Below are 21,874 nucleotides of genomic sequence, written 5' to 3'. Positions count from 1 at the left end.
AACGCAACGCAGTTGCGGAATAGAACGTTTAGCCGCTACAATGTTCATGCGTTAATTACTCCACACGTTTAGTTAATGCACCCGACGCCTCAGTGCCGCACACTGGGGCGTCACCCTCACCTAAGAGCATTTCTGTTACTACCCATATCTCTGCTATCAATGACTGCGCTCTGTAACCTTTTGCTTTTAATCGCTTGCTTTCATTGCGATCCAAAATGCCATCAGCGGTAAACTCATTGTGAGCGCGACTGAAATCACCTAAAGCCCCCAACAAATCATTAAACTTAACAAGCAGTTCCTCATTCTCTACTTCATCTATCACTGGTAATTTCACGAAAACACCACCAGCACGTTTGCACATGGCTTCGGTGATATCGGAACGTCCAGAGATTGATTCCATCTCTACCGCCATCCCAAATGGCACCACCTGCCCTGCAAGCTGACGCACCCGATTACGTAACGCATTCTCGGTACCAGTCAGTGGACAAAGCTGTTTTGCCATCGCGTCATACTTGCCCGGCGTTTGAGTGATCAGCTGATGTATTGCGTCACTGATATCCGGCTGAGTTGGAAAGTGTTTGTTATCCACAATGTTTCTCTCTCTTTGGCTGTTTTGGTTGTTAATTTATTGCTTTAATCTCTATTGGTAATCGGTCTTATTGATTGACCATTTCCAAAACTGTGTGTCTTCATAGGCCCGCTCCAGCCCGTGGCATTCCTTCATATCTCTAAACCAATGGCGCTGTTCCCATATTTGCCAGCAACGGGGCTTAATGCGGCGGGGTATGGACAAGATTAAAATCATCGCCAGCGGGAGTGCTTTCGGTACTCGACGCTTTGATTTATGCTTAGCCCAGTCGTGGCGAAGCGTTCCCCGCATGCCGAAATAAGCGCCTAATGGTAATAAAAACAAAGAAGTAGCAATCATGCTTAAAAGGAGTTGCCAAAATTTATGACTACCCTCTGGAGTGAGTTCGCTCTGTTTTTCAACACTAACCCTCCCCTCATCATTTTTTTGTGGGCTGTTATTTCTTTTGGTTTGGGTACTTGGTTCGGCCACTGGCTTAGTGTGAATAGAGACAGGCGTAAGGAATTCAACACCGTTTCCGTTCCACTGCGGCGGAGATTTCTGCGGGTTTTGAGAGAGTTTGAGGCTGGAGATGCTGACTACCCCTACATCAGTCGAGATGAACTCGAACATCTCAGCATTCACATGAGCATTAGACAGGCAGAAAAATACAATAGAGCCATTGATAATTACTTTACTGCTCTTGATGCCGTTGAGTACTACCATGACAACAGCATGATCGCGAGCATCCGCCATGGTGAGGGAATTATTCCCGCCATAAATGAGCTTCTTACGTTTATCAGAAAGAAATAACCACGCTATATCCACAATCTATCTCCCCTTTTGGTGGTTTAACTTAAGCCGCTGGTGCCGTAGTCTTTTTGTAAAGCGCGGGGTCGTATTTCAAATCACCTTTAGTTATCTTCTCCACTTTTAGCGCTTGTTTCTCAGGGATTATTTCACCCCACCGACATACTGCGGGATGACTGATATTTAGAGCCGATGCTGTTTTCGCTACGCCTCCAAAATAATCAGTAACTAATATCTTTTTCATGCTCACTCCTGTAGTTGGTTACAAAATAAAGGTAACAAAAGGTACATGATAGAGCAAACACTTTTCACATTAAACTCATGTAACATTGGTTACATGAAAAGTGAAATGAATGAGAGAATTCGTTCTCGGCGGTTACAGCTAGACATGACTCAGGCAGGATTGGCTAAAGTGCTTGGGGTTAGTCGCGTCTCCGTTACCAAATGGGAAACTGGTGTAACTAAGCCGGATGGAGAGAATCTTCACCAATTGGCTATTGTTTTATCTACAACACCAGAGTGGCTTTTATATGGGACCGGAGATAACCCTAAAGATGATACAGTCCTTAAGCCCGTCCCCTTAGTACCATTCGCAGTGCCTGTAATATCTTCTGTACAGGCTGGGGAGTGGACAGATACAAACGCAGCAGCACGTCTATCTGATGTCATTGGGTGGTGTCACACAACAATGAAAGTTTCAGATGAAGCATTCGCATTGATAGTTCGCGGGGAGTCAATGACAAACCCGAATGGTCTGCCGACAATCCCAGAGGGTTCTATGGTTATTGTGGAGCCTCATTATGGCTCCCTTGACGAGATTTACGGAAAAATTGTTGTGGCGGTAATAGATGGTACAGCGGAGGCTACAGTGAAAAAACTTGTTTGGGATGGCCCTAATCGTTACTTGATGCCTTTAAATCCAGCATTTAAGCCTATAGAAATAAATGGTAACTGCCGAATCATAGGAAGAGTTATCCAGGTTACTCAAGACCTCTAATTCAACCAAACAACAAAAACCGGCATATGCCGGTTTTTTTGTACCTGTCATTCTACAATCAAAATTAAATGTAACCTTAGGTACTCTTTGTGTTGACATGTAAAGGTAACTTTAGGTACATTCAACTCATCAACAGCGAACAGGAAGGACGCCCACGTAGTAGCTACCGGTGGCATACGAAACACCGGATGATTCGCTAAACAGGGTTAACAGTGTGGAGTAATTGAAATGGCTAACTACAGAAATATCAGTATCGAATGGCTTCAATACATGTATTCAGATGGGTATATCGCCCTGTGTGATGGCGATCTGCAGGAAGTTTTAAACGTTGTCTTTGAGTAATACCACGAACACCACACTGCATACGGTCGCTCTTTCCTTCGTTATCAGCGCTGATAAAGCGACACAAAAGGGAATCGACACCGGAGCCGTAACCGGCACACAACAGGTAAGAGCATTGACGAGCAAGGCATTGAGTCCGGTTCAATTCCAGACGCCAGATAGATTTTTTATTATCTGGTGATGGGCAAGGAAATGGTCTGTTCGATTCAGACACCGGCAATGCTCTTACCGTTGTGGTATAGCTCAATCCGGATAGAGCGCCCTCAGAAGAGGGAGGTGAGCACTAATCAAGGTTCATAACCCAGATTATCTCATGCGGACCGGCCGGACGTTATGTGGGTTCGAATCCCACTACTACAACCTTGTTCCATTGCTGTGCTGTGTCTTTAGCGGCTGCGCCTGCCAACACCAGTTATGGCCAGCCGCACTTTTTACACACAGAGAAGTGCTCCGGACGGGTTTTTCCTTTAAACCTGTACAGTATAAAGCCCCCGGATCGGTGCACTTCTCTGTGTGTGGAGTAACTAACCTGCAGTGCAAGCTGCATAACAGAGGATCACCCCGATGAGCGAAGAAAGAAAAACCGTGGTGCCGGAATTTCTTGGTGAGCTGGATGCCGGTATTTTCGAAAATAAAATATCAGCTGCTTTAAATGCTGCCGCGTTAGGCGTTCTAAATAATGGCGGCAAAGGAAAGGTAACCATTGAATTTGATCTATCTCGCATGAGTAATTCAATGGAAGAAAAGCGCGTAATGATCGCCCATAAACTGAAATTTACTACCCCAACACCTCGCGGTAAGTCCTCCGAAGAAGATACGACCGAAACGCCTATGTATGTTGGGAAAGGCGGCAAGCTGGCAATTATGCAAGAAGATCAGGGCCAGCTATTTACAATTAAAGGTGAAACAGACGGTAAATTAAAAACCGTAAATTAATTACTCATCACTCGATCATAATTTATTTATATTCTTAAGGACTTTATATGTCTCAACAATTAGATTCATCAGCCATCACCGAAATTCGCGATATGGTTTTAGCATCATTAGTTGAACGGAAATTAGCTTCCACCGCTTGCGATACCATTGCTTTACCCTCTAGCGTTTCAGTTAAAAGTCTTGAGCAGTTCCAGCTTGAGCGCTACCGCTTCCGTGGTTCTATGGAAACCAGCAGCATTGATGAGTATGTAAAATATTCTTCTGGTTATGCTGGTGAAGGTGTTCGCTGTTTTATTGATGCTGATGAAATGCGCGCACAAACCATCTTTAATATTGGCACGTTATCTAATCCCGGACATGCAGATAACACCGCCAGTCTGAGTCTCAAGAAAACCGCTCCATTCCGCGAACTGCTTAATATTGATGGTCGCAAGCAGTCTCAGAAAGAACTTGCTGAATGGTTAGAAGATTACCGTGAGTTCTTGCTAGCCTTTGATGCAGACGGCGTGGTACTCGATATAAAGAAAGCCGTTGGTGCAGTTCGTCGTATCACTATCGAGCAAACCAGCTCTGCCGATCATGAAGACCAAGATTTCAGCGCGAAACGCTCCGTAATGGAAAGTGTCGAAGCCAAAAGTAAAGATGTTATGCCAACAGCGTTTGAATTTAAATGTATTCCCTATGAGGGATTGGGTGAACGCCGTTTTAAATTGCGTTATAGCATCCTCACTGGTGGCAATGTTCCCGTTTTAGTATTACGCATTGTTCAATTAGAAGCGGAAGAAGAAAAAATTGCTGTTGAATTTCTAGAACTACTTACCGATAAATTTAAAGACGTCGAAGTTGAAACGTTTATCGGTAAATTCAAAGCATAATTAATTAAACCTTAATTTAATAGTATCACTTCAAATATCCCAGCAATGGGGTATTTGGCTGGATATTACCTAAAAACCGTGTGGAGTATATTTATGACTTGTATTACTACTTATTCAGGTTTGACCTTTGATTATTTGAATCCTATTCCTAGCAGTATTAGCGATAAAGATATTATTCAAGGCTTATCCAATGACTGCCGTTTTGCTGGGCAATTACCAGTATTCTACTCCGTAGCTCAACACTGCTGGTTAATGAGCCAAATTGTGCCGGAAGAATTCGCTTTTGAAGCCTTATTGCATGATGCAAGCGAGGCATATTGCAGAGATATTCCCTCCCCTCTTAAACGCCTACTGCCTGATTACAAAGTTATTGAGCATCGAATCGATATGGCCATTCGTGAAAAGTTTGGGCTTCCTGCGGAAAAGTCAGAAGTCGTCCATTACTGCGATCTGATTATGCTGGCAACCGAACGCCAAGAACTAGACATCGATGATGGTAAGGAATGGCCGATGCTTGAGGGTATCCCTCTGGCTGACATTGCAATAGTGCCAATGACGCCAAGCCAGATCCGTGTCGTATTCGCGGCACGACTCAATGAGTTAACTGCGGCCACTCAATCATGATGTACGGCCTGTTTCTACTCGTCTGCTACACCTTTCAGCCGTGCCAGTACGAGCCGCAAGGCTACGTCTATCCGGATGATAAGAACTGTATAGCCGACATCCAACAGCAAGGTCTACCACCTGAATATGAATGCCTGCCAGTAGATGGCGTCATTGCTGAGCCGGTACAGCTTGATCCACCAGCAACAGAATGATTTTAGTCACGGCCCGTGTGCGGAGGGCCTTTAAATAAATAGTGTGGAGAATGACTATGGCGAGAACGCAGGCCTTAACAGTGTGGGCAAAAGAGGAATTTGATGAACCAATTCCTAGTTATGCCACTCTTATAAAATACGCCAAAAGCGGCATGATCTCGCCACCACCAATGAAGGCGGGAAAATGCTGGCGGGTCGATAAAACTGCAAGGTTCATCGGAATGGAAACTAAACCAATGGTTAAACAAAACGATGATCCACGCCTGAAGAGGATAATGGAAGATGGCCAGACCTCGTAAGTACAACATAAATGTACCAGGTCTATCGTGTTATACAGACGCCAGAACCAAAAAGGTCTACTGGCGTTATAAGCACCCTATCACCCTTAAATTTCATGGGCTAGGTGATGATGAGAATGCGGCAAAGGCTATCGCTATAGAGGCTAATACTCGTTTTGCTAAGCAACAAATGGGGCAGCTATTAAAAGCGAGAGATGAGATCAGTCTCAAAATTGGTAAGGCAATTACAGTTAACACTTGGTTAGATCGCTATCTCTCTATCCAGCAAGAACGTTATAACAATGAAGAAATAAAGCTCAATACACTTAAGCAAAAAAATGCACCAATCGAAGCGTTTAGACGTCATTGTGGAATGTTACTCCTTCCTGATATTGGCGCTAGGGATATAGCTTCTGTAATCGAGGAATATAAAGACAAGGGACAAAAACGAATGGCGCAGGTTGTCCGTATGGTACTGATCGATACGTACAAGGAAGCGCAACATGCTGGTGAGGTTCCTCCCGGCTACAATCCTGCACTTGCAACTAAACAACCGACGAATAAGGTTACTCGTTTACGCCTGAGTTTTGATGAATGGGAGTCAATATTTAGCACAGCTGCTGGCATGCAGAACTATATCCAGAACTCTATGCTTCTTGCTCTTATTACTGGCCAACGGCTTGGGGATGTCGCAAAAATGAAATTTAGCGACGTGTGGGATAATCACCTCCATATTGTGCAGGAGAAAACCGGCACCAGACTGGCTATACCACTAACTCTAAAATGTGACGTTCTTGGATATACGCTACAGGATGTTATAACTCGATGTCGCGACCTCATTATCAGCCCATACATGCTTCATTACCACCACACGACATCAATGGCTAAACGTGGGGGGAAAGTATCAAGCAACGCTGTCACCACAGGTTTCTCTGCCGCAAGAGATAAAAGTGGATTAGATTGGAAAGACGGTACGCCTCCAACATTTCATGAGCAACGCTCATTATCTGAAAGGCTATACCGCGATCAAGGAGTAGATACCAAAACATTACTTGGACATAAAAACCAAGTCATGACGGACAAATATAATGATGATCGCGGCAAAGATTGGATTGTTTTAGCTGTATAAATTGGTTCGTTTTATGTTCAGTTTTGCAGAAGGGTTTTGCAGGAGTTTTGCAGAAGAGTTGAGACAGGCACTAAAAACACACGGAAGCCGAAGCCTCCGTGAGATATTGCAATCAATATGCAATTACATATGCTGAATAATGGCATCGCCAAATTCACTGCATTTCAACAGTTTAGCGCCGTCCATCAGACGTTCGAAATCGTAAGTCACTGTCTTAGCCTGAATCGCGCCTTCGGTGCCTTTGATAATTAAATCAGCCGCTTCGAACCAGCCCATATGACGCAACATCATTTCAGCCGACAGAATGATAGAACCCGGGTTCACTTTATCTTGACCCGCATATTTCGGCGCTGTGCCGTGTGTCGCTTCGAACAACGCGCACTCATCACCGATGTTAGCACCTGGAGCAATACCGATACCGCCAACCTGCGCTGCCAATGCATCAGAAATATAATCGCCGTTCAAGTTCATACACGCGATAACATCATATTCCGCAGGACGCAGCAGAATTTGTTGCAGGAAAGCATCTGCAATCACATCTTTTACGATGATGTCTTTGCCGTTATTTGGATTCTTAATTTTAACCCAAGGGCCGCCATCGATCAGCTCACCACCAAATTCCTCACGCGCCAACTGGTAACCCCAGTCCTTAAATGCGCCTTCAGTGAATTTCATAATGTTGCCTTTGTGAACCAGCGTCACAGATTCACGATCATTGGTAATTGCATACTCGATCGCTGCACGAACCAAACGCTTGGTCCCTTCTTCTGAACAGGGTTTTACACCGATACCACATTGCTCAGGGAAGCGGATTTTTTTAACGCCCATTTCTTCACGCAGGAATTTGATGACTTTTTCGGCTTCTGGTGAACCGGCTTTCCATTCGATACCCGCATAAATATCTTCTGCGTTCTCGCGGAAAATCACCATGTTAGTCAATTCAGGGTGTTTGACTGGGCTTGGCGTGCCTTCATAATAACGAACTGGGCGCAGACACACATACAAATCGAGTTGTTGACGTAAAGCAACGTTTAAAGAGCGAATCCCACCACCGACTGGTGTGGTTAATGGACCTTTAATCGCAACACGGTAGTCACGAATCAGATCCAACGTTTCTTCTGGCAACCAAACGTCTTTCCCGTAGACATGCGTTGATTTTTCACCGGTATAGATTTCCATCCAAGAGATTTTACGCTCACCCTTGTAGGCTTTCTTAACCGCAGCATCGACTACGTTAATCATGGCTGGCGTCACATCAACGCCAATACCGTCACCTTCAATAAATGGAATGATCGGATTATGCGGAACAACCAGTTTACCCTGAGCATCGACAGTAATTTTCTTACCTTCTGCCGGAACTACTACTTTGCTTTCCATCAACCTCTCCTTCAGCGCAATTTTGTTAATGCCTTGTAAGATTCGTGTCAATACTACTTGAATATTCGTTCCACGCCAATCCGAAACGGATTGAGGTATAATGCGCTAATCATTCGAAATCGCAATAATCATGAATAAATTCTCTGTTAAAAATCACAAAGTTAACCGATTCAGCACTAAGTCACAGGCGAAGTCAGACACGCCAGTATCCCCACGTCGAGTGCTGTTATTCAATAAACCGTTTGATGTGTTACCACAGTTTACGGATGAGTCTGGACGCAGGACATTAAAGGAATTTATCCCTTTTAATGATGTATATGCTGCAGGTCGACTCGATCGGGACAGTGAAGGTTTGCTGGTATTAACCAACGATGGCAAGTTACAAGCCAAACTGACGCAACCGGCCCAAAAAATAGGTAAGGTCTATTTCGTTCAAGTAGAAGGTGTCCCTGGAGAGGAAGCACTCACGATGCTCCAACGAGGTGTGACCTTAAAAGATGGCCCAACCTTACCAGCCGGTGCTGAATTAGTGAGCGAACCCGAATGGCTTTGGCTCCGTAACCCCCCAATCAGAGAACGTAAATCTATTCCGACTAGTTGGCTTAAGATCACGCTCTTCGAGGGTCGTAACCGGCAAGTCCGTAGAATGACGGCTCATGTTGGCTTCCCGACCCTACGTCTGATACGTTTCAGTATGGGAAATTTGAGCCTTGGTGACTTACAGCCAGGCGAATGGAAGGAGATAAAGCATGTTTAAGCCCCATGTGACTGTTGCTTGTATCGTTCATGCACAAGGAAGATTTTTAGTTGTCGAAGAGACTATCAACGGTAAGAAACTATGGAATCAACCTGCGGGTCATTTAGAAGCCGATGAAACCCTATTACAAGCCGCCGAAAGGGAACTCTGGGAAGAAACGGGCATCCGCGCCACACCCCAATCATTTTTACGGATGCATCAATGGATCGCGCCAGACCGAACTCCGTTTTTACGTTTCGCATTCGTGATTGAACTGCCGGCCCCATTACCTACCGAACCCCACGACAGTGATATCGACTGCTGCTTATGGCTCACTGCCGATGAGATTCTACAATCGACTAATTTGCGTTCACCTCTGGTGGCTGAGAGCATTCGTTGTTACCAACAACCGGAGCGCTATTCGCTTGATTTGGTAGGCAGCTTTAATTGGCCACTCTAAAAGGTAGATTCGATTTACACGGGTAATTTCATTCAGACTGCGATTGTGCAATGCAGTGGCGCGATCAACGTGATAAAATCCGGCGCTTGTTTTTATAATGCCTTCCCGCGCGGGTCTATCGTTTGAATAGTCTATCCACCATCACGCTGCTGGACCTGAGGTATTTACGTTAGTGAGACTCCCATGTCAGATAATAGCCAGAAAAAAGTAATCGTCGGTATGTCCGGCGGTGTCGACTCTTCCGTTTCCGCGTACTTGCTCCAGCAACAAGGCTACCAAGTTGCGGGTCTTTTCATGAAAAACTGGGAAGAGGATGATGGTGAAGAGTATTGCTCAGCAGCGACCGATCTGGCCGATGCGCAAGCGGTATGCGACAAACTGGGCATGGAGTTACACACCGTCAATTTCGCCGCAGAATATTGGGATAACGTTTTCGAACTGTTCCTGGAAGAATACAAAGCGGGGCGCACCCCTAACCCTGATATTCTCTGCAATAAAGAAATCAAATTTAAAGCCTTCCTTGAGTTCGCTGCCGAAGATCTCGGCGCTGACTATATTGCTACTGGCCATTATGTCCGCCGTCAGGATGTTGACGGCAAAAGCCGCTTACTGCGTGGATTGGATGGCAATAAGGACCAAAGCTATTTCCTTTATACGCTGAGTCACGAACAACTTGCTCAAAGTCTATTCCCCGTGGGGGAGTTAGAAAAACCAGAGGTTCGTCGCATTGCAGAGCAACTGGATCTTATCACCGCCAAGAAAAAGGACTCGACTGGCATCTGCTTCATCGGTGAACGTAAATTCCGTGATTTCCTCGGCCGTTATTTACCCGCGCAGCCTGGCCCTATCATGACTGTTGATGGTCAGCATGTGGGTGAACATCAAGGTTTGATGTATCACACGCTGGGGCAACGTAAAGGTTTGGGCATCGGTGGTACCAAAGACGGTGGCGATGATCCTTGGTATGTGGTGGATAAAGATGTTGCGAACAATATCTTGTTGGTCGCACAAGGCCATGAACACCCACGTTTAATGTCTGTGGGCCTTATTGCTCAGCAGCTACATTGGGTCGATCGTGAACCTGTTACGGCATCTTTCCGCTGTGTGGTAAAAACCCGTTATCGCCAACAAGATATTCCCTGCACCGTGACGCCGTTGAATGATGAGCGCGTTGAGGTTCGGTTTGATGAACCCGTTGCTGCGGTAACACCTGGCCAGTCTGCCGTCTTCTATCAAGGTGAAGTCTGCCTTGGTGGTGGTATTATTGAAGAGCGTTATCCACTCACTGATTCAACTGCCAATTAATACCAAAGTGCATCGAGTTAGTCATGAACCAGAACGTTTACAGGAGTGACCGTGGCGAAGAATTATTATGATATTACGTTGGCATTGGCAGGAATTTGTCAGTCAGCTCGCTTGGTTCAACAATTGGCCCATGAGGGCCAGTGCGATAATGACGCATTAAATACAGTGATGGGCGGGTTGTTGCAAACCAACCCTCCTTCAACTCTGGCCGTGTATGGTGGTGATGAACAATCCCTGAAAATGGGGCTGGAAACACTGCAAAGCGTTCTAAACGCCAATCGTCAAGGGCCAGCAGCGGAATTGACTCGCTATACCCTGAGTCTGATGGTGTTAGAACGTAAACTCAATGCAAATAAGTCAGCCATGAATACCTTAGGTGATCGTATCAATCAGCTTGATCGCCAACTGGCACACTTTGACCTTGAATCTGAAACCATGATGAGCTCATTGGCATCTATTTATACGGATGTCATTAGCCCGTTAGGCCCACGCATTCAGGTCATAGGTTCACCTGCAATTTTACAAAGCACGCTGGTACAGGCAAAGATTCGCGCCACCCTACTCGCAGGTATCCGCTCAGCCGTACTTTGGCAGCAAGTTGGCGGAAGCCGCTTGCAATTAATGTTTTCTCGAAATCGTCTGTTTAAGCAGGCACAGAGTATTCTTGCTCATAATTGAAATCTGATCTCAGGAGTCGCCACCGATGGAATTATCCTCACTGACCGCCGTTTCACCAATTGATGGACGCTATGGCGATAAAGTCAGCGCACTGCGCCCAATCTTCAGCGAATTCGGGTTGCTGAAATTCCGTGTGCAGGTCGAAGTACGTTGGCTGCAAAAATTGGCCGCCTGTGCAGAAATCAAAGAAGTCCCGGCTTTTGATGCCGACGCAAACGCTTACCTTGATGAGATTGTGCAAGAATTCAATGAACAGGACGCACAGCGCATCAAAGTCATTGAACGCACCACCAATCATGATGTAAAAGCGGTTGAGTATTTCCTGAAAGAGAAAGTAGAAAGTATTCCTGCTTTGCATGCAGTCTCAGAATTTATTCACTTCGCATGCACCTCAGAAGATATCAATAACCTATCCCACGCCCTAATGTTGCACACTGCTCGTCAGGACGTTGTCTTGCCGATGTGGCGACAGATCATTGATTCGATTAAAGCGTTAGCACATCAGTATCGTGACCTGCCATTACTGTCTCGTACTCATGGCCAACCCGCCACGCCGTCAACTATCGGTAAGGAATTTGCGAACGTCGCTTACCGAATGGAGCGCCAGTTCCGTCAACTGTCACAAGTCGAGATTCTGGGTAAAATCAACGGTGCGGTAGGTAACTATAATGCGCACATCGTGGCTTACCCTGAAGTTAATTGGCATCAGTTCAGCGAAGAGTTTGTCACTTCGCTGGGTATCACTTGGAACCCATACACCACTCAAATCGAACCTCATGATTATATTGCTGAGCTTTTTGACTGTGTTGCCCGTTTCAATACCATCTTGATCGATTTTGACCGCGATATTTGGGGCTATGTTGCTCTAAATCACTTCAAGCAAAAAACTATCGCAGGTGAAATTGGTTCCAGTACCATGCCGCATAAAGTGAACCCGATTGACTTCGAAAATTCTGAAGGCAATTTGGGGCTTTCTAACGCAGTGCTGGGCCACTTAGCCAGTAAATTACCAGTTTCTCGCTGGCAGCGTGACCTCACAGACTCCACTGTCCTGCGTAATCTGGGTGTCGGTCTGGGCTATGCATTGATCGCCTATCAAGCAACATTGAAAGGGATCAGTAAATTAGAAGTTAACGAAGCGCACTTACTAGAAGAACTGGATCATAACTGGGAAGTGTTAGCTGAACCAATCCAAACGGTTATGCGCCGTTACGGCATTGAAAAACCTTATGAGAAACTTAAAGAGTTGACTCGTGGTAAGCGTGTTGATGCCGCAGGTATGCAAGCGTTCATTGATGGTCTTGCCTTGCCGGATGAAGAGAAAACCCGTTTGAAAGCTATGACACCCGCTAACTATATTGGTCGGGCGGTCACCATGGTTGATGAATTAAAATAATAAATCGCCACTGCTTGAGCCTCAAGGATGAGGCTCATTAGCGTTAATCATTTTTATCCCGTCACGCTCCTGCCCTGTTTACACCCTGTTTAGTCGTTGTGATTGATAATAATAACGATATCAAAAGGATTTCTTACACGCAGGAGTTATTATCAGATGTTGAAACCAACCCTACTCGCACTCACCTTGATGGGAACTTGTGCCACCTCAATGGCGAGTGACTACACATACGTCGCTGGTGGACTTCAATACGGCGCAATCAATAATAATGCGAGTTTTGACAAACAATTTAGTCAAAATAACTACGCGCATGTCGGTAACCGCGATATGGGTGGTATCTATATCAACGGTGGTTATGGCTTTGATAACAATGTGTTTATTGATGGTCGCCTAAATAGCATTGCCAATAGTGACCGAGGTCTTGCAGAAGCCGTTCTCGGCGTTGGGTATCACTTTGCTTTTTCCCCTAATATCGATTTTTATAGTTTAGTGGGCGCAAGTCGCCGCGCAATGGTATTTGATGCCAGCAAAGATGGTAAAAAAACCAATACCTACAATAGTGTCACAGGCGAAATTGGTATTAAAAGCAAGCTATCGCAGAATGTCGGTATGGATGTTGCCTATCGAATGGCGAGCTATGACCATCGTGCCTTCCATGAAGCTCGCATTATGACTAGCTACGCGTTCACACAAAGCCTCGCGGGCGAAGTGGGATACACCTATCATAATTGGAAGGTGAGTGACCAAGCAATGCAAGTAGGTTTGCGTTATAACTTCTAATTAATAACTTACCGGGTAATATTGCTTATCCGGTTATTTACTTATCGAGGGACGTGGTATGCGGGTTCTAGTTGTGGAAGATAATGCTTTGTTGCGCCACCATCTTACGGTGCAAATGCGGGATATGGGCCATCAGGTTGATGCCGCAGAAGATGCGAAAGAGGCAGACTATTTCTTGCAAGAGCATGCCCCTGATATCGCTATTATTGATCTTGGGCTGCCTGGTGAAGACGGATTAAGTCTGATTCGCCGCTGGCGGAGCCACCAAACTAACTTGCCTATACTGGTATTGACGGCACGCGAAAGTTGGCAAGATAAAGTCGCTGTATTAGAAGCCGGTGCTGATGATTATGTGACCAAACCTTTCCATCTGGAAGAAGTCATCGCGCGGATGCAGGCCTTGATGCGGCGTAATATTGGCCTAGCATCTCAGATCATAGAATTCCCGCCGTTTCAGATTGACCTTTCGCGTCGAGAGTTGTGCGTAAATCAGCAACAGATTAAACTGACCGCCTTCGAATACACCATCATCGAAACCCTGATTCGTAATTCCGGTAAAGTTGTCAGCAAAGAGACCCTAATGCTGCAATTGTATCCTGATGCAGAGCTACGTGAGAGCCATACTATTGATGTATTAATGGGGCGATTACGTAAAAAACTGTTAGCGGAACATGAAGGTGAAGTGATTACGACCATTCGTGGTCAGGGATATCGTTTTGACGCCAACTAAATATTATGTTCCGGAAAAATAGCAAACCGTTCTCTCTTCGTGCTCGTTTTCTTATGGCAACAGCGGGAGTTATCCTTGCGCTATCGCTATCTTATGGCATGGTTGCTGTCGTAGGCTATATTGTCAGTTTTGATAAGAACACGTTCAGAGCCCATCGCGGTGAAAGTAACTTATTTTTCAGCTTGGCACAGTGGCATGATAAGAAACTCAGTATTTCAGTGCCCCCTGAACTTGAGCTGAATATCCCGACGCTGATTTTAATTTACGATAAAGATGGCAATATATTGTGGCGCCAGCGCCACGTTCCTGAACTTGAATCACATATCGAAAAAAGCTGGTTACAAAAACCAGGTTTTTACGAATTGGATACAGGGACCCACATCAGTAGCATGATGTTGGGTGATAACCCAAAAGCCCAAGACCAGCTCAAGAAATACGACGATAACGATAGCACCGCTCTTACTCACTCAATCTCAGTCAATACTTATCCTGCAACGACTCGCTTGCCACAGCTTACCATTGTGGTCGTCGATACTATCCCACAGGAATTACAGCGTTCTGATTTGGTTTGGGACTGGTTTAGCTATGTCTTATTGGCCAACTTACTTTTGGTTATTCCTTTGTTGTGGCTCGCCGCCTACTGGAGCTTAAGGCCGATAAAAGCGTTGGTTAGCCAGATTAGTCAGCTTGAAAAAGGTGAGCGCGAGCAACTGGATGAAAACCCGCCGCGAGAATTGCAGGGGTTAGTACGTAATCTCAATATATTGCTCAACAATGAACGTCAACGATATACCAAATATCGCACCACATTGGCGGATCTGACCCATAGCCTTAAGACCCCACTGGCGGTGTTACAGACCTCATTGCGATCTTTGCGCTCAGGTAAGCAGACGACTATTGAGGAAGCCGAACCCATCATGCTTGAGCAGATAAGCCGAATATCTCAACAGATTGGTTATTATCTACACCGTGCCAGTATGCGTTCGGAGCATAGCGTGGTTGTGAGAGAAATTCACTCTGTTCCTGCGCTGCTTGATAGCCTATGCAGTGCACTGAATAAAGTTTATCAGCGTAAAGGGGTCGTTTTGACACTGGATATCTCACCGGAAGTGACGTTTATCGGTGATAAAAATGACTTTATGGAAGTGATGGGCAATGTCCTCGATAACGCCTGTAAATATTGTTTGGAGTTCGTCGAGATTACCGCCCTGCACTCTGAAAAACATCTCACTATTGTGGTCGAAGATGATGGCCCTGGTATCCCTGAGAACAAGCGCCAACTTATTTTTCAGCGGGGTCAGCGGGTGGATACACTACGCCCAGGGCAAGGGCTGGGTTTGTCCGTCGCCGCAGAAATTATCGAACAATATCAAGGCGAAATCACCATCACTGAAAGTCCCTTAGGTGGGGCGAAAATGATGGTCACCTTTGGTCAGCAAAACGATCATCATGATGATTAATAAAATTTGTCTATCAACGCTGATACTGACAGCGGGCATCCGTTATAATCACAGCCATGCCCTCTCCTATTTGGAATAAACATGGATTACCAACTTGATCTCGATTGGCCTGATTTTCTGCAACGCTATTGGCAGAAACGTCCCGTAATCATCAAACGTGGCTTTAAAAACTTTATCGATCCGCTCTCGCCCGACGAGCTTGCAGGGCTTGCAATGGAAAATGAAGTTGATAGCCGCTTGGTAAGTCATGAAGATGGCCGTTGGCAAGTCGGTCACGGCCCTTTTGAGAGCTTTGATCACTTAGGCGAAACCAACTGGTCGCTACTGGTTCAGGCTGTTGACCATTGGCACGAACCCGCCGCAGCACTAATGCACCCCTTCCGAGCACTTTCAGACTGGCGAATGGATGACCTCATGATCTCCTTCTCAGTACCCGGGGGGGGCGTAGGCCCACATTTCGATCAATATGATGTCTTTATCATTCAGGGCACAGGCCGTCGACGCTGGCGGGTTGGCGAAAAAACGGAAATGAAGCAGCACTGCCCGCATCCAGACTTACTGCAAGTTGACCCGTTCGAAGCCATCATTGATGAAGAAATGGAACCCGGTGATATTCTCTATATTCCGCCAGGTTTCCCCCATGAAGGTTATGCGCTCGAAAATGCGCTCAATTACTCTGTCGGTTTCCGCGCGCCGAATGGGCGAGAACTGGTTAGCGGCTTTGCCGACTATATCCTATCGCGTGAACTCGGTAGCTATCGCTACAGTGACCCTGATTTGCCATTGCGAGAGCACCCCGCTGAAGTGTTACCACAGGAAGTCGATAAACTGCGCGCGATGATGCTAGATTTAGTTCAACAACCTGAACACTTCCAAAGCTGGCTCGGTGAGTTTATTTCTCAATCTCGTCACGAACTGGATATTGCGCCACCAGAGCCGCCTTATCAGGTCGGCGATATCTACGAATTGCTCCAGCAAGGTGAGTCATTACAGCGTCTGAGCGGCCTGCGTGTTCTGCGTATTGGTGACCGTTGCTATGCGAACGGCGAATTAATTGATACACCGCACCTGCAGGCGGCGGATGCATTGTGTCAGCATTTCAGTGTTGATGCCGAGACGCTCGGTGATGCGCTAGAAGACCCGTCGTTCTTAGCGATGCTAGGTACGTTGGTGAACAGCGGGTATTGGTACTTTAACGATTGATCGCTGAAACAATGAATCTTTACAACTTATGACGCACAAACGCCCCACTTTATGGGGCGTTTTAGTTCGCGTATTGCATGCTTCTTTATTCATTCGCAACTTAATGCATCAGCGCACCACTTATGCCTTGTTAGCCCGTTTAGCCGTCAACTCAGCGATTCGCATGATAACGGAGATGGCTTTCTCCATCCCTTCCAGAGTAATAAACTCATGCTTACCGTGATAGTTATAACCGCCAGTAAAGATATTCGGGCAAGGTAGCCCAAGGAAGGATAATTGGGCACCATCTGTGCCACCGCGAATCGGTTTCATAATCGGGGTGATATCACAATCGCGCATTGCCTGTTGGGCTAACTCAATAATATGCGGATACTTGATGATATGTTCACGCATGTTGTAATAGCTATCATCCATAATGATCTCGATGTAGCAATCACGGTGTAAGCCTTTACCTACCCGCTTAGCAATATCCACCATATTCTTCTTCCGCGCTTCGAAACCATCGCGGCTGAAATCTCGTACGATATAGTGCATCTCCGCACGCTCGACGGTGCCTTTAATACTTTGCAGATGATAAAAACCTTCATAGCCTTCAGTACATTCCGGTGTTTCACTTGCTGGTAGTTCTTGATGGAAACGGGTTGCCAGCGACAATGCATTGACCATAACCCCTTTCGCACTACCTGGATGAACATTGTTACCAACAATTTTAATCGTCACGGATGCCGCATTAAAGTTCTCGTACTCTAACTCCCCTACACCGCCACCATCAACGGTATAAGCCCATTGAGCACCGAATTCAGCCACATTAAAGAATCGCGCACCTTTGCCCACTTCTTCATCCGGCGTGAACGCAATACGAATATCCCCGTGAGGAACATTACTATTTTTTAAGCGCACCATTGCAGTGATAATTTCGGCTATGCCCGCTTTATCATCCGCACCTAACAAGGTCTTTCCATCCGTGGTAATCAATGTATGCCCGAGTAGCTGATGCAGTATCGGGAACATTACCGGTGATAAAACTTCGTCGCCGATCCCCAAGGCAACATCACCGCCACGGTAATTTTCTAAAATCTGCGGATTGACATTTTTACCTGAGAAATCAGGTGAAGTATCAAGATGGGCAATAAACCCAATAGTGGGGACTGGCCATGAGACATTAGCAGGCAATGTAGCCATGACACAGCCATGGTCGCTCAAACTAACCTGAGAAAAACCAAGCGTTTGCAACTCATGGAATAATGCCTGAGCAAGCTTGCGCTGTCCTTCAGTGCTCGGCACGGATTTTACATTGGCTTTTGCTTGTGTATCAAAAGAAACATAGTTGAAAAAGCGGTCGAGTAATTTGTCCATGGTTCCCACCCTCATAATAGTGATTATCATTATGGGGAAGTGATCACGATCAAATATTGCGTCAGGTCAGTTTTAGACAAACTTAAGCCAGAATAAAGGCGGTGACTGGAAAAACCACTGGTTGATTCATCTATCAACCTGTGGTGACATCTTGAAGCCACAATGAGCTAACACCAACGAGTGATTCAAATCAGCGAATACATCAGACTGCTGACAAACACGATGCCCCGACCGAGAACGGTTAGGACAGGCCGTCCGCGCCAAATATGGCGCGGCTTTGATTTAGCAGGCTACTGCTAAGAACCATTAGTCGCCTTGAGGATCATCTCCTCTGACCGTCAAAAATTCACGCACATACTCTGGAACAACCTGACTCGCCAATCCATAGTGCTTTTCATCAAACTGGCTTTCTACTTGGCTAGGTTCCAGATTCAACTCGACGGTATGAGCACCATGCAGGCTGGATTCATGAACAAAACCTGCGGCGGGATAGACATGCCCTGAGGTACCGATCGAGATAAAGAAATCAGCTTCAGCGAGCGCTTGATAAATTTCATCCATCCCCATCGGCATTTCACCGAACCAAACAATGTGCGGTCGCAGCGGTGAAGGGAATTGGCAGCAATGACACCGTTCATCAGCAGAAAGGTCACCTGGCCAGTCCAATACTTGTCCAGACTGTGTACAACGGACTTTCAGCAGCTCGCCATGCATATGAATGACTCGCTTACTACCTGCTCTTTCATGCAAGTTATCGATATTTTGAGTCACTAAAACAAAGTTATCACCGAGCGCAGCCTCTAGATCTGCCAGTGCGAAGTGAGCCGCATTGGGGGCAATGTCTGGTTGTTGTAACTGACGGCGACGCGCATTATAAAAGGCTTGGACTAATTCAGGGTCACGACGATATCCCTCTGGCGTGGCAACATCTTCCACCAGATGTTCTTCCCATAAACCATCTGCGGCGCGGAAAGTACGAATGCCAGATTCAGCCGAGATACCTGCGCCAGTCAGGACAACCACGAAGGGCTTTTTCATTTCTGAGATCGCGGCGCTGTCCCGATGAAAAATACGGGAGCGAAAACGTTGATGCCGCAAATGCTTATTCTTGCGAAACCGACATAGCCGATGGCGAATGCGCATAACTTCTTGCCTCTTCTATAGCCTTCCCATTTGATGCGACTGAATTGCCAGCGACGCTAACTATCGAATCACTAATTTATGTCAGTTATTCGGGCTTATTGACTGGCCTGCGACATCAATTGGTTTGGCTATTGTTATAGTTTGAAACGACGATTACTCAGCCAAAGATAAATACTATTGGTCATTCAAATGCAAAAATGCCGCCCCGCGCACACCACCAGCATCGCCATAACGCGCTTTTTCAATGCGCGGCAGCCGCGCCACTCGTAATAAGTGTTGTGGTAAGCGCTTGGGCAACTCTTCGTATATCTTGCCAAAATTCGACAGCCCACCACCGATCACCACCAAATGGGGGTCTAGCATAGTCAATAAATTACCCAAACACACGGCTAGCACATCCATAAAACGCTCTACATGTGCGACAGCGTTAGGTTCGCCAGCATTATAATTGATGATAATCTCAGTCGCTGGCAAGGATTGTTGGTTGAAGTGCTGATACATCCATTCAAAACCACGACCCGAAATATAATTTTCGATGCAGCCATGATGGCCGCAACCACAAGGCACGCGTGGAATGTCCGCACCCAAGATATCCAGTGCGTCGACAGGTAAGCGGAAGTGACCGAATTCACCGGTGATATGGTTTCGCCCGCTAACGATACTGCCATTGACTATCAAGCCCCCCCCTACGCCGGTGCCAAGAATCAGCCCTAGAACGGTTGGGTAAGCACGAAATTCAGGATCCCAAGCTTCGGACAAAGCAAAACAGTTGGCATCGTTATCAATTCGAACGTCGCGCCCAATCAATTTAGACAGGTCACCTTGCAGCAATTGTCCCATTGCTGCGGGGACATTGGCGGTAAAAACTGTGCCATCATCTGCATTGGGTAACCCAGGGATGCCAATACCGACACTGCCGGTAGCACCGCAATAAGCATCTGCTTCTAGCGTTAGACTCTGCAATGTTTGGAGTAGTTGTTGGTAGTCTTCACGCGGTGTAGGGACTCGTTTATGCCAGATTCGTTGCAAGTTGGCATCAAAAATGCCCAACTCAATCTTGGTGCCGCCCATATCAAAACCGTAATACATAAAGTTGTCCTTATATACCCTAAATCATTACGTTGCAGGCAGGCGGCAACGGCGCGAATTCTATCTTTTAGTTATGTATTTTTCAGCCAACGACTTGCCACAGCCTGAGTCCAGCGGAGGCGACTGACACATCAGTCGCTTATCGCATAATGGGCAGTATCATTGCCCGCTCAATACTCGCGCTGGATCAATACGGCTAGCACGGCGAGCGGGATACCAACTGGCAATCAAACTCAACACCAACGCCGTTGCCAACACGCAGGCCACATCAAACCAATGCAGCTCTGAGGGTAGAAAATCGATGAAGTAGATATCACCCGATAAAAATTGATGCCCAATCAGCGTTTCTAGCCCACGAATAATAGAGGTTAATTGCAGCGAAATAATCACCCCAACCACAACCCCGCTAATACTGCCAATAAGCCCAGCCAGTAAGCCATACCAAATGAAGATGGCACGGATCAGGCGGTCTTTAGCGCCTAATGTCCGTAATACCGCAATATCGCTACTTTTATCTTTCACCGCCATGACCAACGTGGACACGATATTGAAACTGGCAACACCAATCACCAATACCATCGCTAAGTACATGATAGTGCGGATCATCTGGATGTCTCGGTACATATAGCCATAAGTCCCAATCCAACTGCTGATATAGACATAGGCATTGCTCACCTCACCGGCATCGCGCACCAGTTTATTGGCGTTGTAAACATCATTAACCTTGATGGCGATGCCTGTCACGCTGTCGCCCATATCAAGATATTGCTGCGCATCAGCCAAAGGCACCAGTGCCAAGCTGTGATCAAGTTGGCCACTGAGTTGGAAAACCCCAGCGACTTGTAAACGAATCCGCTTAGGTTGCAGTAATTTCAACTCTGGATCGCTATTGGGGATCATCACTGTCAGCCAAGAGCCTTGTTTCACGCCCAAAGCATCTGCTAAGCCTTTCCCCAAAATAATCTGTTGCTGCCCAGCGTTGAAATTATCCCACGCGTGGTCAGCAACGAAGCTAGGTAATGCGCTAAGACGTTGTTCGGCTTTAGGATCGACCCCTTTGACCTGTACCGCCCGCAGTTGCGTGGCATTTTCAATCAACCCAGTGAAATTGATATATGGGGCGGCTGCCACGATACCAGGGACTTTTTCAATACGCTCGAGAGCTTGCGGCCATTCAGCAAAGGGTTGATTAACGGCAGCAATTTCGCCATGCGGAACGACGGCTAAAATACGGTTTTTCAATTCACGTTCGAAGCCGTTCATGGCACTTAGACCGACGATCAATACCGCGACCCCTAAAGCGATACCCAGCGTCGAGATAACCGAAATTAACGACACCATGCCGCCACGGCGGCGGCCACGGCTAAAACGTAAACCGATTAAGAGTGAAAGTGGCAAAGCGCCCATC

At 46.4% G+C, this 21,874-nt stretch carries 24 protein-coding genes and 1 tRNA gene; 17 read left to right on the top strand and 8 right to left on the bottom strand.

Translation table 11 applies throughout. The features are described 5' to 3' along the window. Window positions 1–55: 55 nt before the first annotated feature. Genes BN68_RS02945 through BN68_RS02935 form a run of 3 tightly spaced genes read right to left on the bottom strand, consistent with a single transcriptional unit; the run spans window position 56 to window position 1,622 of the window. Entirely contained in the window at window positions 56–589 is a 534-nt protein-coding gene (locus BN68_RS02945) for a YmfL family putative regulatory protein (RefSeq protein ID WP_019209654.1), read from the bottom strand. Window positions 590–640: 51 nt separating this feature from the next. Further along, entirely contained in the window at window positions 641–1,396 is a 756-nt protein-coding gene (locus tag BN68_RS02940) for a hypothetical protein (RefSeq protein ID WP_019209653.1), read from the bottom strand. Between the two features lie 28 nt (window positions 1,397–1,424). Next, complete coding sequence (locus BN68_RS02935; RefSeq protein WP_019209652.1) at window positions 1,425–1,622, bottom strand: Cro/CI family transcriptional regulator; 198 nt, start codon at window positions 1,620–1,622, stop codon at window positions 1,425–1,427. 93 nt (window positions 1,623–1,715) lie between these two features. Here BN68_RS02935 and BN68_RS02930 point away from each other — a divergent pair, with 93 nt between their 5' ends. The 8 genes from BN68_RS02930 to BN68_RS02900 all read left to right on the top strand — a co-directional run bounded on the left by BN68_RS02930 (window position 1,716) and on the right by BN68_RS02900 (window position 6,753). Next, a complete protein-coding gene (locus tag BN68_RS02930; protein ID WP_186375654.1) occupies window positions 1,716–2,375 on the top strand; it encodes a LexA family protein in 660 nt (219 codons plus the stop codon). 574 nt (window positions 2,376–2,949) lie between these two features. After that, a tRNA-OTHER gene (locus BN68_RS23810) sits at window positions 2,950–3,077 on the top strand. A 204-nt stretch (window positions 3,078–3,281) separates the two neighbouring features. Then, window positions 3,282–3,653 carry a hypothetical protein gene (locus tag BN68_RS02925; protein ID WP_019209649.1) on the top strand — a complete coding sequence of 124 codons (372 nt, stop codon included), beginning with the start codon at window positions 3,282–3,284 and terminating at the stop codon, window positions 3,651–3,653. A 47-nt stretch (window positions 3,654–3,700) separates the two neighbouring features. Beyond that, window positions 3,701–4,528, top strand: a complete 828-nt coding sequence (locus BN68_RS02920; RefSeq protein ID WP_019209648.1) for a YfdQ family protein — start codon at window positions 3,701–3,703, stop codon at window positions 4,526–4,528. 93 nt (window positions 4,529–4,621) lie between these two features. After that, window positions 4,622–5,152, top strand: coding sequence for a hypothetical protein (locus BN68_RS02915; protein ID WP_019209647.1), 531 nt, complete (start codon window positions 4,622–4,624; stop codon window positions 5,150–5,152). Further along, window positions 5,149–5,346: a hypothetical protein gene (locus BN68_RS02910; RefSeq protein ID WP_019209646.1), complete on the top strand. Its 198-nt coding sequence runs from the start codon at window positions 5,149–5,151 to the stop codon at window positions 5,344–5,346. Before BN68_RS02915 ends, BN68_RS02910 begins: the two co-directional genes overlap by 4 nt. A 56-nt stretch (window positions 5,347–5,402) precedes the next feature. Continuing rightward, on the top strand, window positions 5,403–5,645 hold the full coding sequence (locus BN68_RS02905) for an excisionase (protein WP_019209645.1): 243 nt from the start codon (window positions 5,403–5,405) through the stop codon (window positions 5,643–5,645). Continuing rightward, complete coding sequence (locus BN68_RS02900; protein WP_019209644.1) at window positions 5,629–6,753, top strand: phage integrase Arm DNA-binding domain-containing protein; 1,125 nt, start codon at window positions 5,629–5,631, stop codon at window positions 6,751–6,753. The genes BN68_RS02905 and BN68_RS02900 overlap by 17 nt, the downstream gene beginning before the upstream one ends. A 123-nt stretch (window positions 6,754–6,876) precedes the next feature. Here the strand turns inward: BN68_RS02900 and icd are convergent, their stop codons facing one another. After that, window positions 6,877–8,130 carry an NADP-dependent isocitrate dehydrogenase gene (gene icd, locus BN68_RS02895; RefSeq protein WP_019209643.1) on the bottom strand — a complete coding sequence of 418 codons (1,254 nt, stop codon included), beginning with the start codon at window positions 8,128–8,130 and terminating at the stop codon, window positions 6,877–6,879. Window positions 8,131–8,260: 130 nt separating this feature from the next. Between icd and rluE the strand changes: the two genes are divergently transcribed. The 9 genes from rluE to BN68_RS02850 all read left to right on the top strand — a co-directional run bounded on the left by rluE (window position 8,261) and on the right by BN68_RS02850 (window position 16,878). Continuing rightward, window positions 8,261–8,887 (top strand): 23S rRNA pseudouridine(2457) synthase RluE, encoded by a 627-nt coding sequence (rluE, locus tag BN68_RS02890; protein WP_019209642.1) that lies wholly within the window; start codon window positions 8,261–8,263, stop codon window positions 8,885–8,887. After that, window positions 8,880–9,326: an NUDIX hydrolase gene (locus BN68_RS02885; RefSeq protein WP_019209641.1), complete on the top strand. Its 447-nt coding sequence runs from the start codon at window positions 8,880–8,882 to the stop codon at window positions 9,324–9,326. The genes rluE and BN68_RS02885 overlap by 8 nt, the downstream gene beginning before the upstream one ends. 183 nt (window positions 9,327–9,509) lie before the next feature. Next, on the top strand, window positions 9,510–10,631 hold the full coding sequence (mnmA, locus tag BN68_RS02880) for a tRNA 2-thiouridine(34) synthase MnmA (protein ID WP_019209640.1): 1,122 nt from the start codon (window positions 9,510–9,512) through the stop codon (window positions 10,629–10,631). A 51-nt stretch (window positions 10,632–10,682) separates the two neighbouring features. Next, entirely contained in the window at window positions 10,683–11,309 is a 627-nt protein-coding gene (hflD, locus tag BN68_RS02875; RefSeq protein ID WP_019209639.1) for a high frequency lysogenization protein HflD, read from the top strand. A 25-nt stretch (window positions 11,310–11,334) separates the two neighbouring features. Next, complete coding sequence (gene purB, locus BN68_RS02870; RefSeq protein ID WP_019209638.1) at window positions 11,335–12,705, top strand: adenylosuccinate lyase; 1,371 nt, start codon at window positions 11,335–11,337, stop codon at window positions 12,703–12,705. A 156-nt stretch (window positions 12,706–12,861) separates the two neighbouring features. Further along, the gene (locus BN68_RS02865; protein ID WP_019209637.1) at window positions 12,862–13,485 is read left to right on the top strand and encodes a YPO1635 family putative outer membrane beta-barrel protein; all 624 of its coding nucleotides are present in this window, start codon (window positions 12,862–12,864) and stop codon (window positions 13,483–13,485) included. A 58-nt stretch (window positions 13,486–13,543) separates the two neighbouring features. After that, complete coding sequence (phoP, locus tag BN68_RS02860; RefSeq protein WP_019209636.1) at window positions 13,544–14,215, top strand: two-component system response regulator PhoP; 672 nt, start codon at window positions 13,544–13,546, stop codon at window positions 14,213–14,215. 5 nt (window positions 14,216–14,220) lie between these two features. Then, complete coding sequence (gene phoQ / locus BN68_RS02855; RefSeq protein WP_019209635.1) at window positions 14,221–15,675, top strand: two-component system sensor histidine kinase PhoQ; 1,455 nt, start codon at window positions 14,221–14,223, stop codon at window positions 15,673–15,675. Window positions 15,676–15,756: 81 nt separating this feature from the next. Then, window positions 15,757–16,878 carry a ribosomal protein uL16 3-hydroxylase gene (locus BN68_RS02850; RefSeq protein WP_019209634.1) on the top strand — a complete coding sequence of 374 codons (1,122 nt, stop codon included), beginning with the start codon at window positions 15,757–15,759 and terminating at the stop codon, window positions 16,876–16,878. Window positions 16,879–16,998: 120 nt separating this feature from the next. Here BN68_RS02850 and pepT read toward each other — a convergent pair whose 3' ends face one another. From pepT to lolE, 4 genes are all read right to left on the bottom strand, one after another. Continuing rightward, window positions 16,999–18,234, bottom strand: a complete 1,236-nt coding sequence (gene pepT / locus BN68_RS02845) for a peptidase T (protein WP_019209633.1) — start codon at window positions 18,232–18,234, stop codon at window positions 16,999–17,001. A gap of 306 nt (window positions 18,235–18,540) precedes the next feature. Beyond that, entirely contained in the window at window positions 18,541–19,377 is an 837-nt protein-coding gene (gene cobB, locus BN68_RS02840) for a Sir2 family NAD+-dependent deacetylase (protein WP_019209632.1), read from the bottom strand. A gap of 174 nt (window positions 19,378–19,551) precedes the next feature. Next, the gene (nagK, locus tag BN68_RS02835) at window positions 19,552–20,466 is read right to left on the bottom strand and encodes an N-acetylglucosamine kinase (RefSeq protein ID WP_019209631.1); all 915 of its coding nucleotides are present in this window, start codon (window positions 20,464–20,466) and stop codon (window positions 19,552–19,554) included. A 159-nt stretch (window positions 20,467–20,625) separates the two neighbouring features. Next, window positions 20,626–21,873, bottom strand: coding sequence for a lipoprotein-releasing ABC transporter permease subunit LolE (gene lolE, locus BN68_RS02830; RefSeq protein ID WP_019209630.1), 1,248 nt, complete (start codon window positions 21,871–21,873; stop codon window positions 20,626–20,628). Between the last annotated feature and the right edge of the window lies 1 nt (window position 21,874).

Source organism: Yersinia massiliensis CCUG 53443 (assembly GCF_000312485.1).
In the GTDB taxonomy this organism is placed as follows: domain Bacteria; phylum Pseudomonadota; class Gammaproteobacteria; order Enterobacterales; family Enterobacteriaceae; genus Yersinia; species Yersinia massiliensis.
This window is presented reverse-complemented; position numbering and strand designations above follow the sequence as displayed.

Bases quoted from the DNA above. Each gene is read 5' to 3' on its own strand.
- BN68_RS02905 (WP_019209645.1), top strand. From the start codon at position 5,403: ATGGCGAGAACGCAGGCCTTAACAGTGTGGGCAAAAGAGGAATTTGAT.
- BN68_RS02850 (WP_019209634.1), top strand. From the start codon at position 15,757: ATGGATTACCAACTTGATCTCGATTGGCCTGATTTTCTGCAACGCTAT.
- BN68_RS02900 (WP_019209644.1), top strand. From the start codon at position 5,629: ATGGCCAGACCTCGTAAGTACAACATAAATGTACCAGGTCTATCGTGT.
- rluE (WP_019209642.1), top strand. From the start codon at position 8,261: ATGAATAAATTCTCTGTTAAAAATCACAAAGTTAACCGATTCAGCACT.
- lolE (WP_019209630.1), bottom strand. From the start codon at position 21,873: ATGGGCGCTTTGCCACTTTCACTCTTAATCGGTTTACGTTTTAGCCGT.
- phoQ (WP_019209635.1), top strand. From the start codon at position 14,221: ATGTTCCGGAAAAATAGCAAACCGTTCTCTCTTCGTGCTCGTTTTCTT.
- cobB (WP_019209632.1), bottom strand. From the start codon at position 19,377: ATGCGCATTCGCCATCGGCTATGTCGGTTTCGCAAGAATAAGCATTTG.
- pepT (WP_019209633.1), bottom strand. From the start codon at position 18,234: ATGGACAAATTACTCGACCGCTTTTTCAACTATGTTTCTTTTGATACA.
- BN68_RS02930 (WP_186375654.1), top strand. From the start codon at position 1,716: ATGAAAAGTGAAATGAATGAGAGAATTCGTTCTCGGCGGTTACAGCTA.
- BN68_RS02925 (WP_019209649.1), top strand. From the start codon at position 3,282: ATGAGCGAAGAAAGAAAAACCGTGGTGCCGGAATTTCTTGGTGAGCTG.
- BN68_RS02865 (WP_019209637.1), top strand. From the start codon at position 12,862: ATGTTGAAACCAACCCTACTCGCACTCACCTTGATGGGAACTTGTGCC.
- BN68_RS02885 (WP_019209641.1), top strand. From the start codon at position 8,880: ATGTTTAAGCCCCATGTGACTGTTGCTTGTATCGTTCATGCACAAGGA.
- nagK (WP_019209631.1), bottom strand. From the start codon at position 20,466: ATGTATTACGGTTTTGATATGGGCGGCACCAAGATTGAGTTGGGCATT.
- icd (WP_019209643.1), bottom strand. From the start codon at position 8,130: ATGGAAAGCAAAGTAGTAGTTCCGGCAGAAGGTAAGAAAATTACTGTC.
- mnmA (WP_019209640.1), top strand. From the start codon at position 9,510: ATGTCAGATAATAGCCAGAAAAAAGTAATCGTCGGTATGTCCGGCGGT.
- BN68_RS02915 (WP_019209647.1), top strand. From the start codon at position 4,622: ATGACTTGTATTACTACTTATTCAGGTTTGACCTTTGATTATTTGAAT.
- phoP (WP_019209636.1), top strand. From the start codon at position 13,544: ATGCGGGTTCTAGTTGTGGAAGATAATGCTTTGTTGCGCCACCATCTT.
- BN68_RS02935 (WP_019209652.1), bottom strand. From the start codon at position 1,622: ATGAAAAAGATATTAGTTACTGATTATTTTGGAGGCGTAGCGAAAACA.
- BN68_RS02920 (WP_019209648.1), top strand. From the start codon at position 3,701: ATGTCTCAACAATTAGATTCATCAGCCATCACCGAAATTCGCGATATG.
- purB (WP_019209638.1), top strand. From the start codon at position 11,335: ATGGAATTATCCTCACTGACCGCCGTTTCACCAATTGATGGACGCTAT.
- BN68_RS02910 (WP_019209646.1), top strand. From the start codon at position 5,149: ATGATGTACGGCCTGTTTCTACTCGTCTGCTACACCTTTCAGCCGTGC.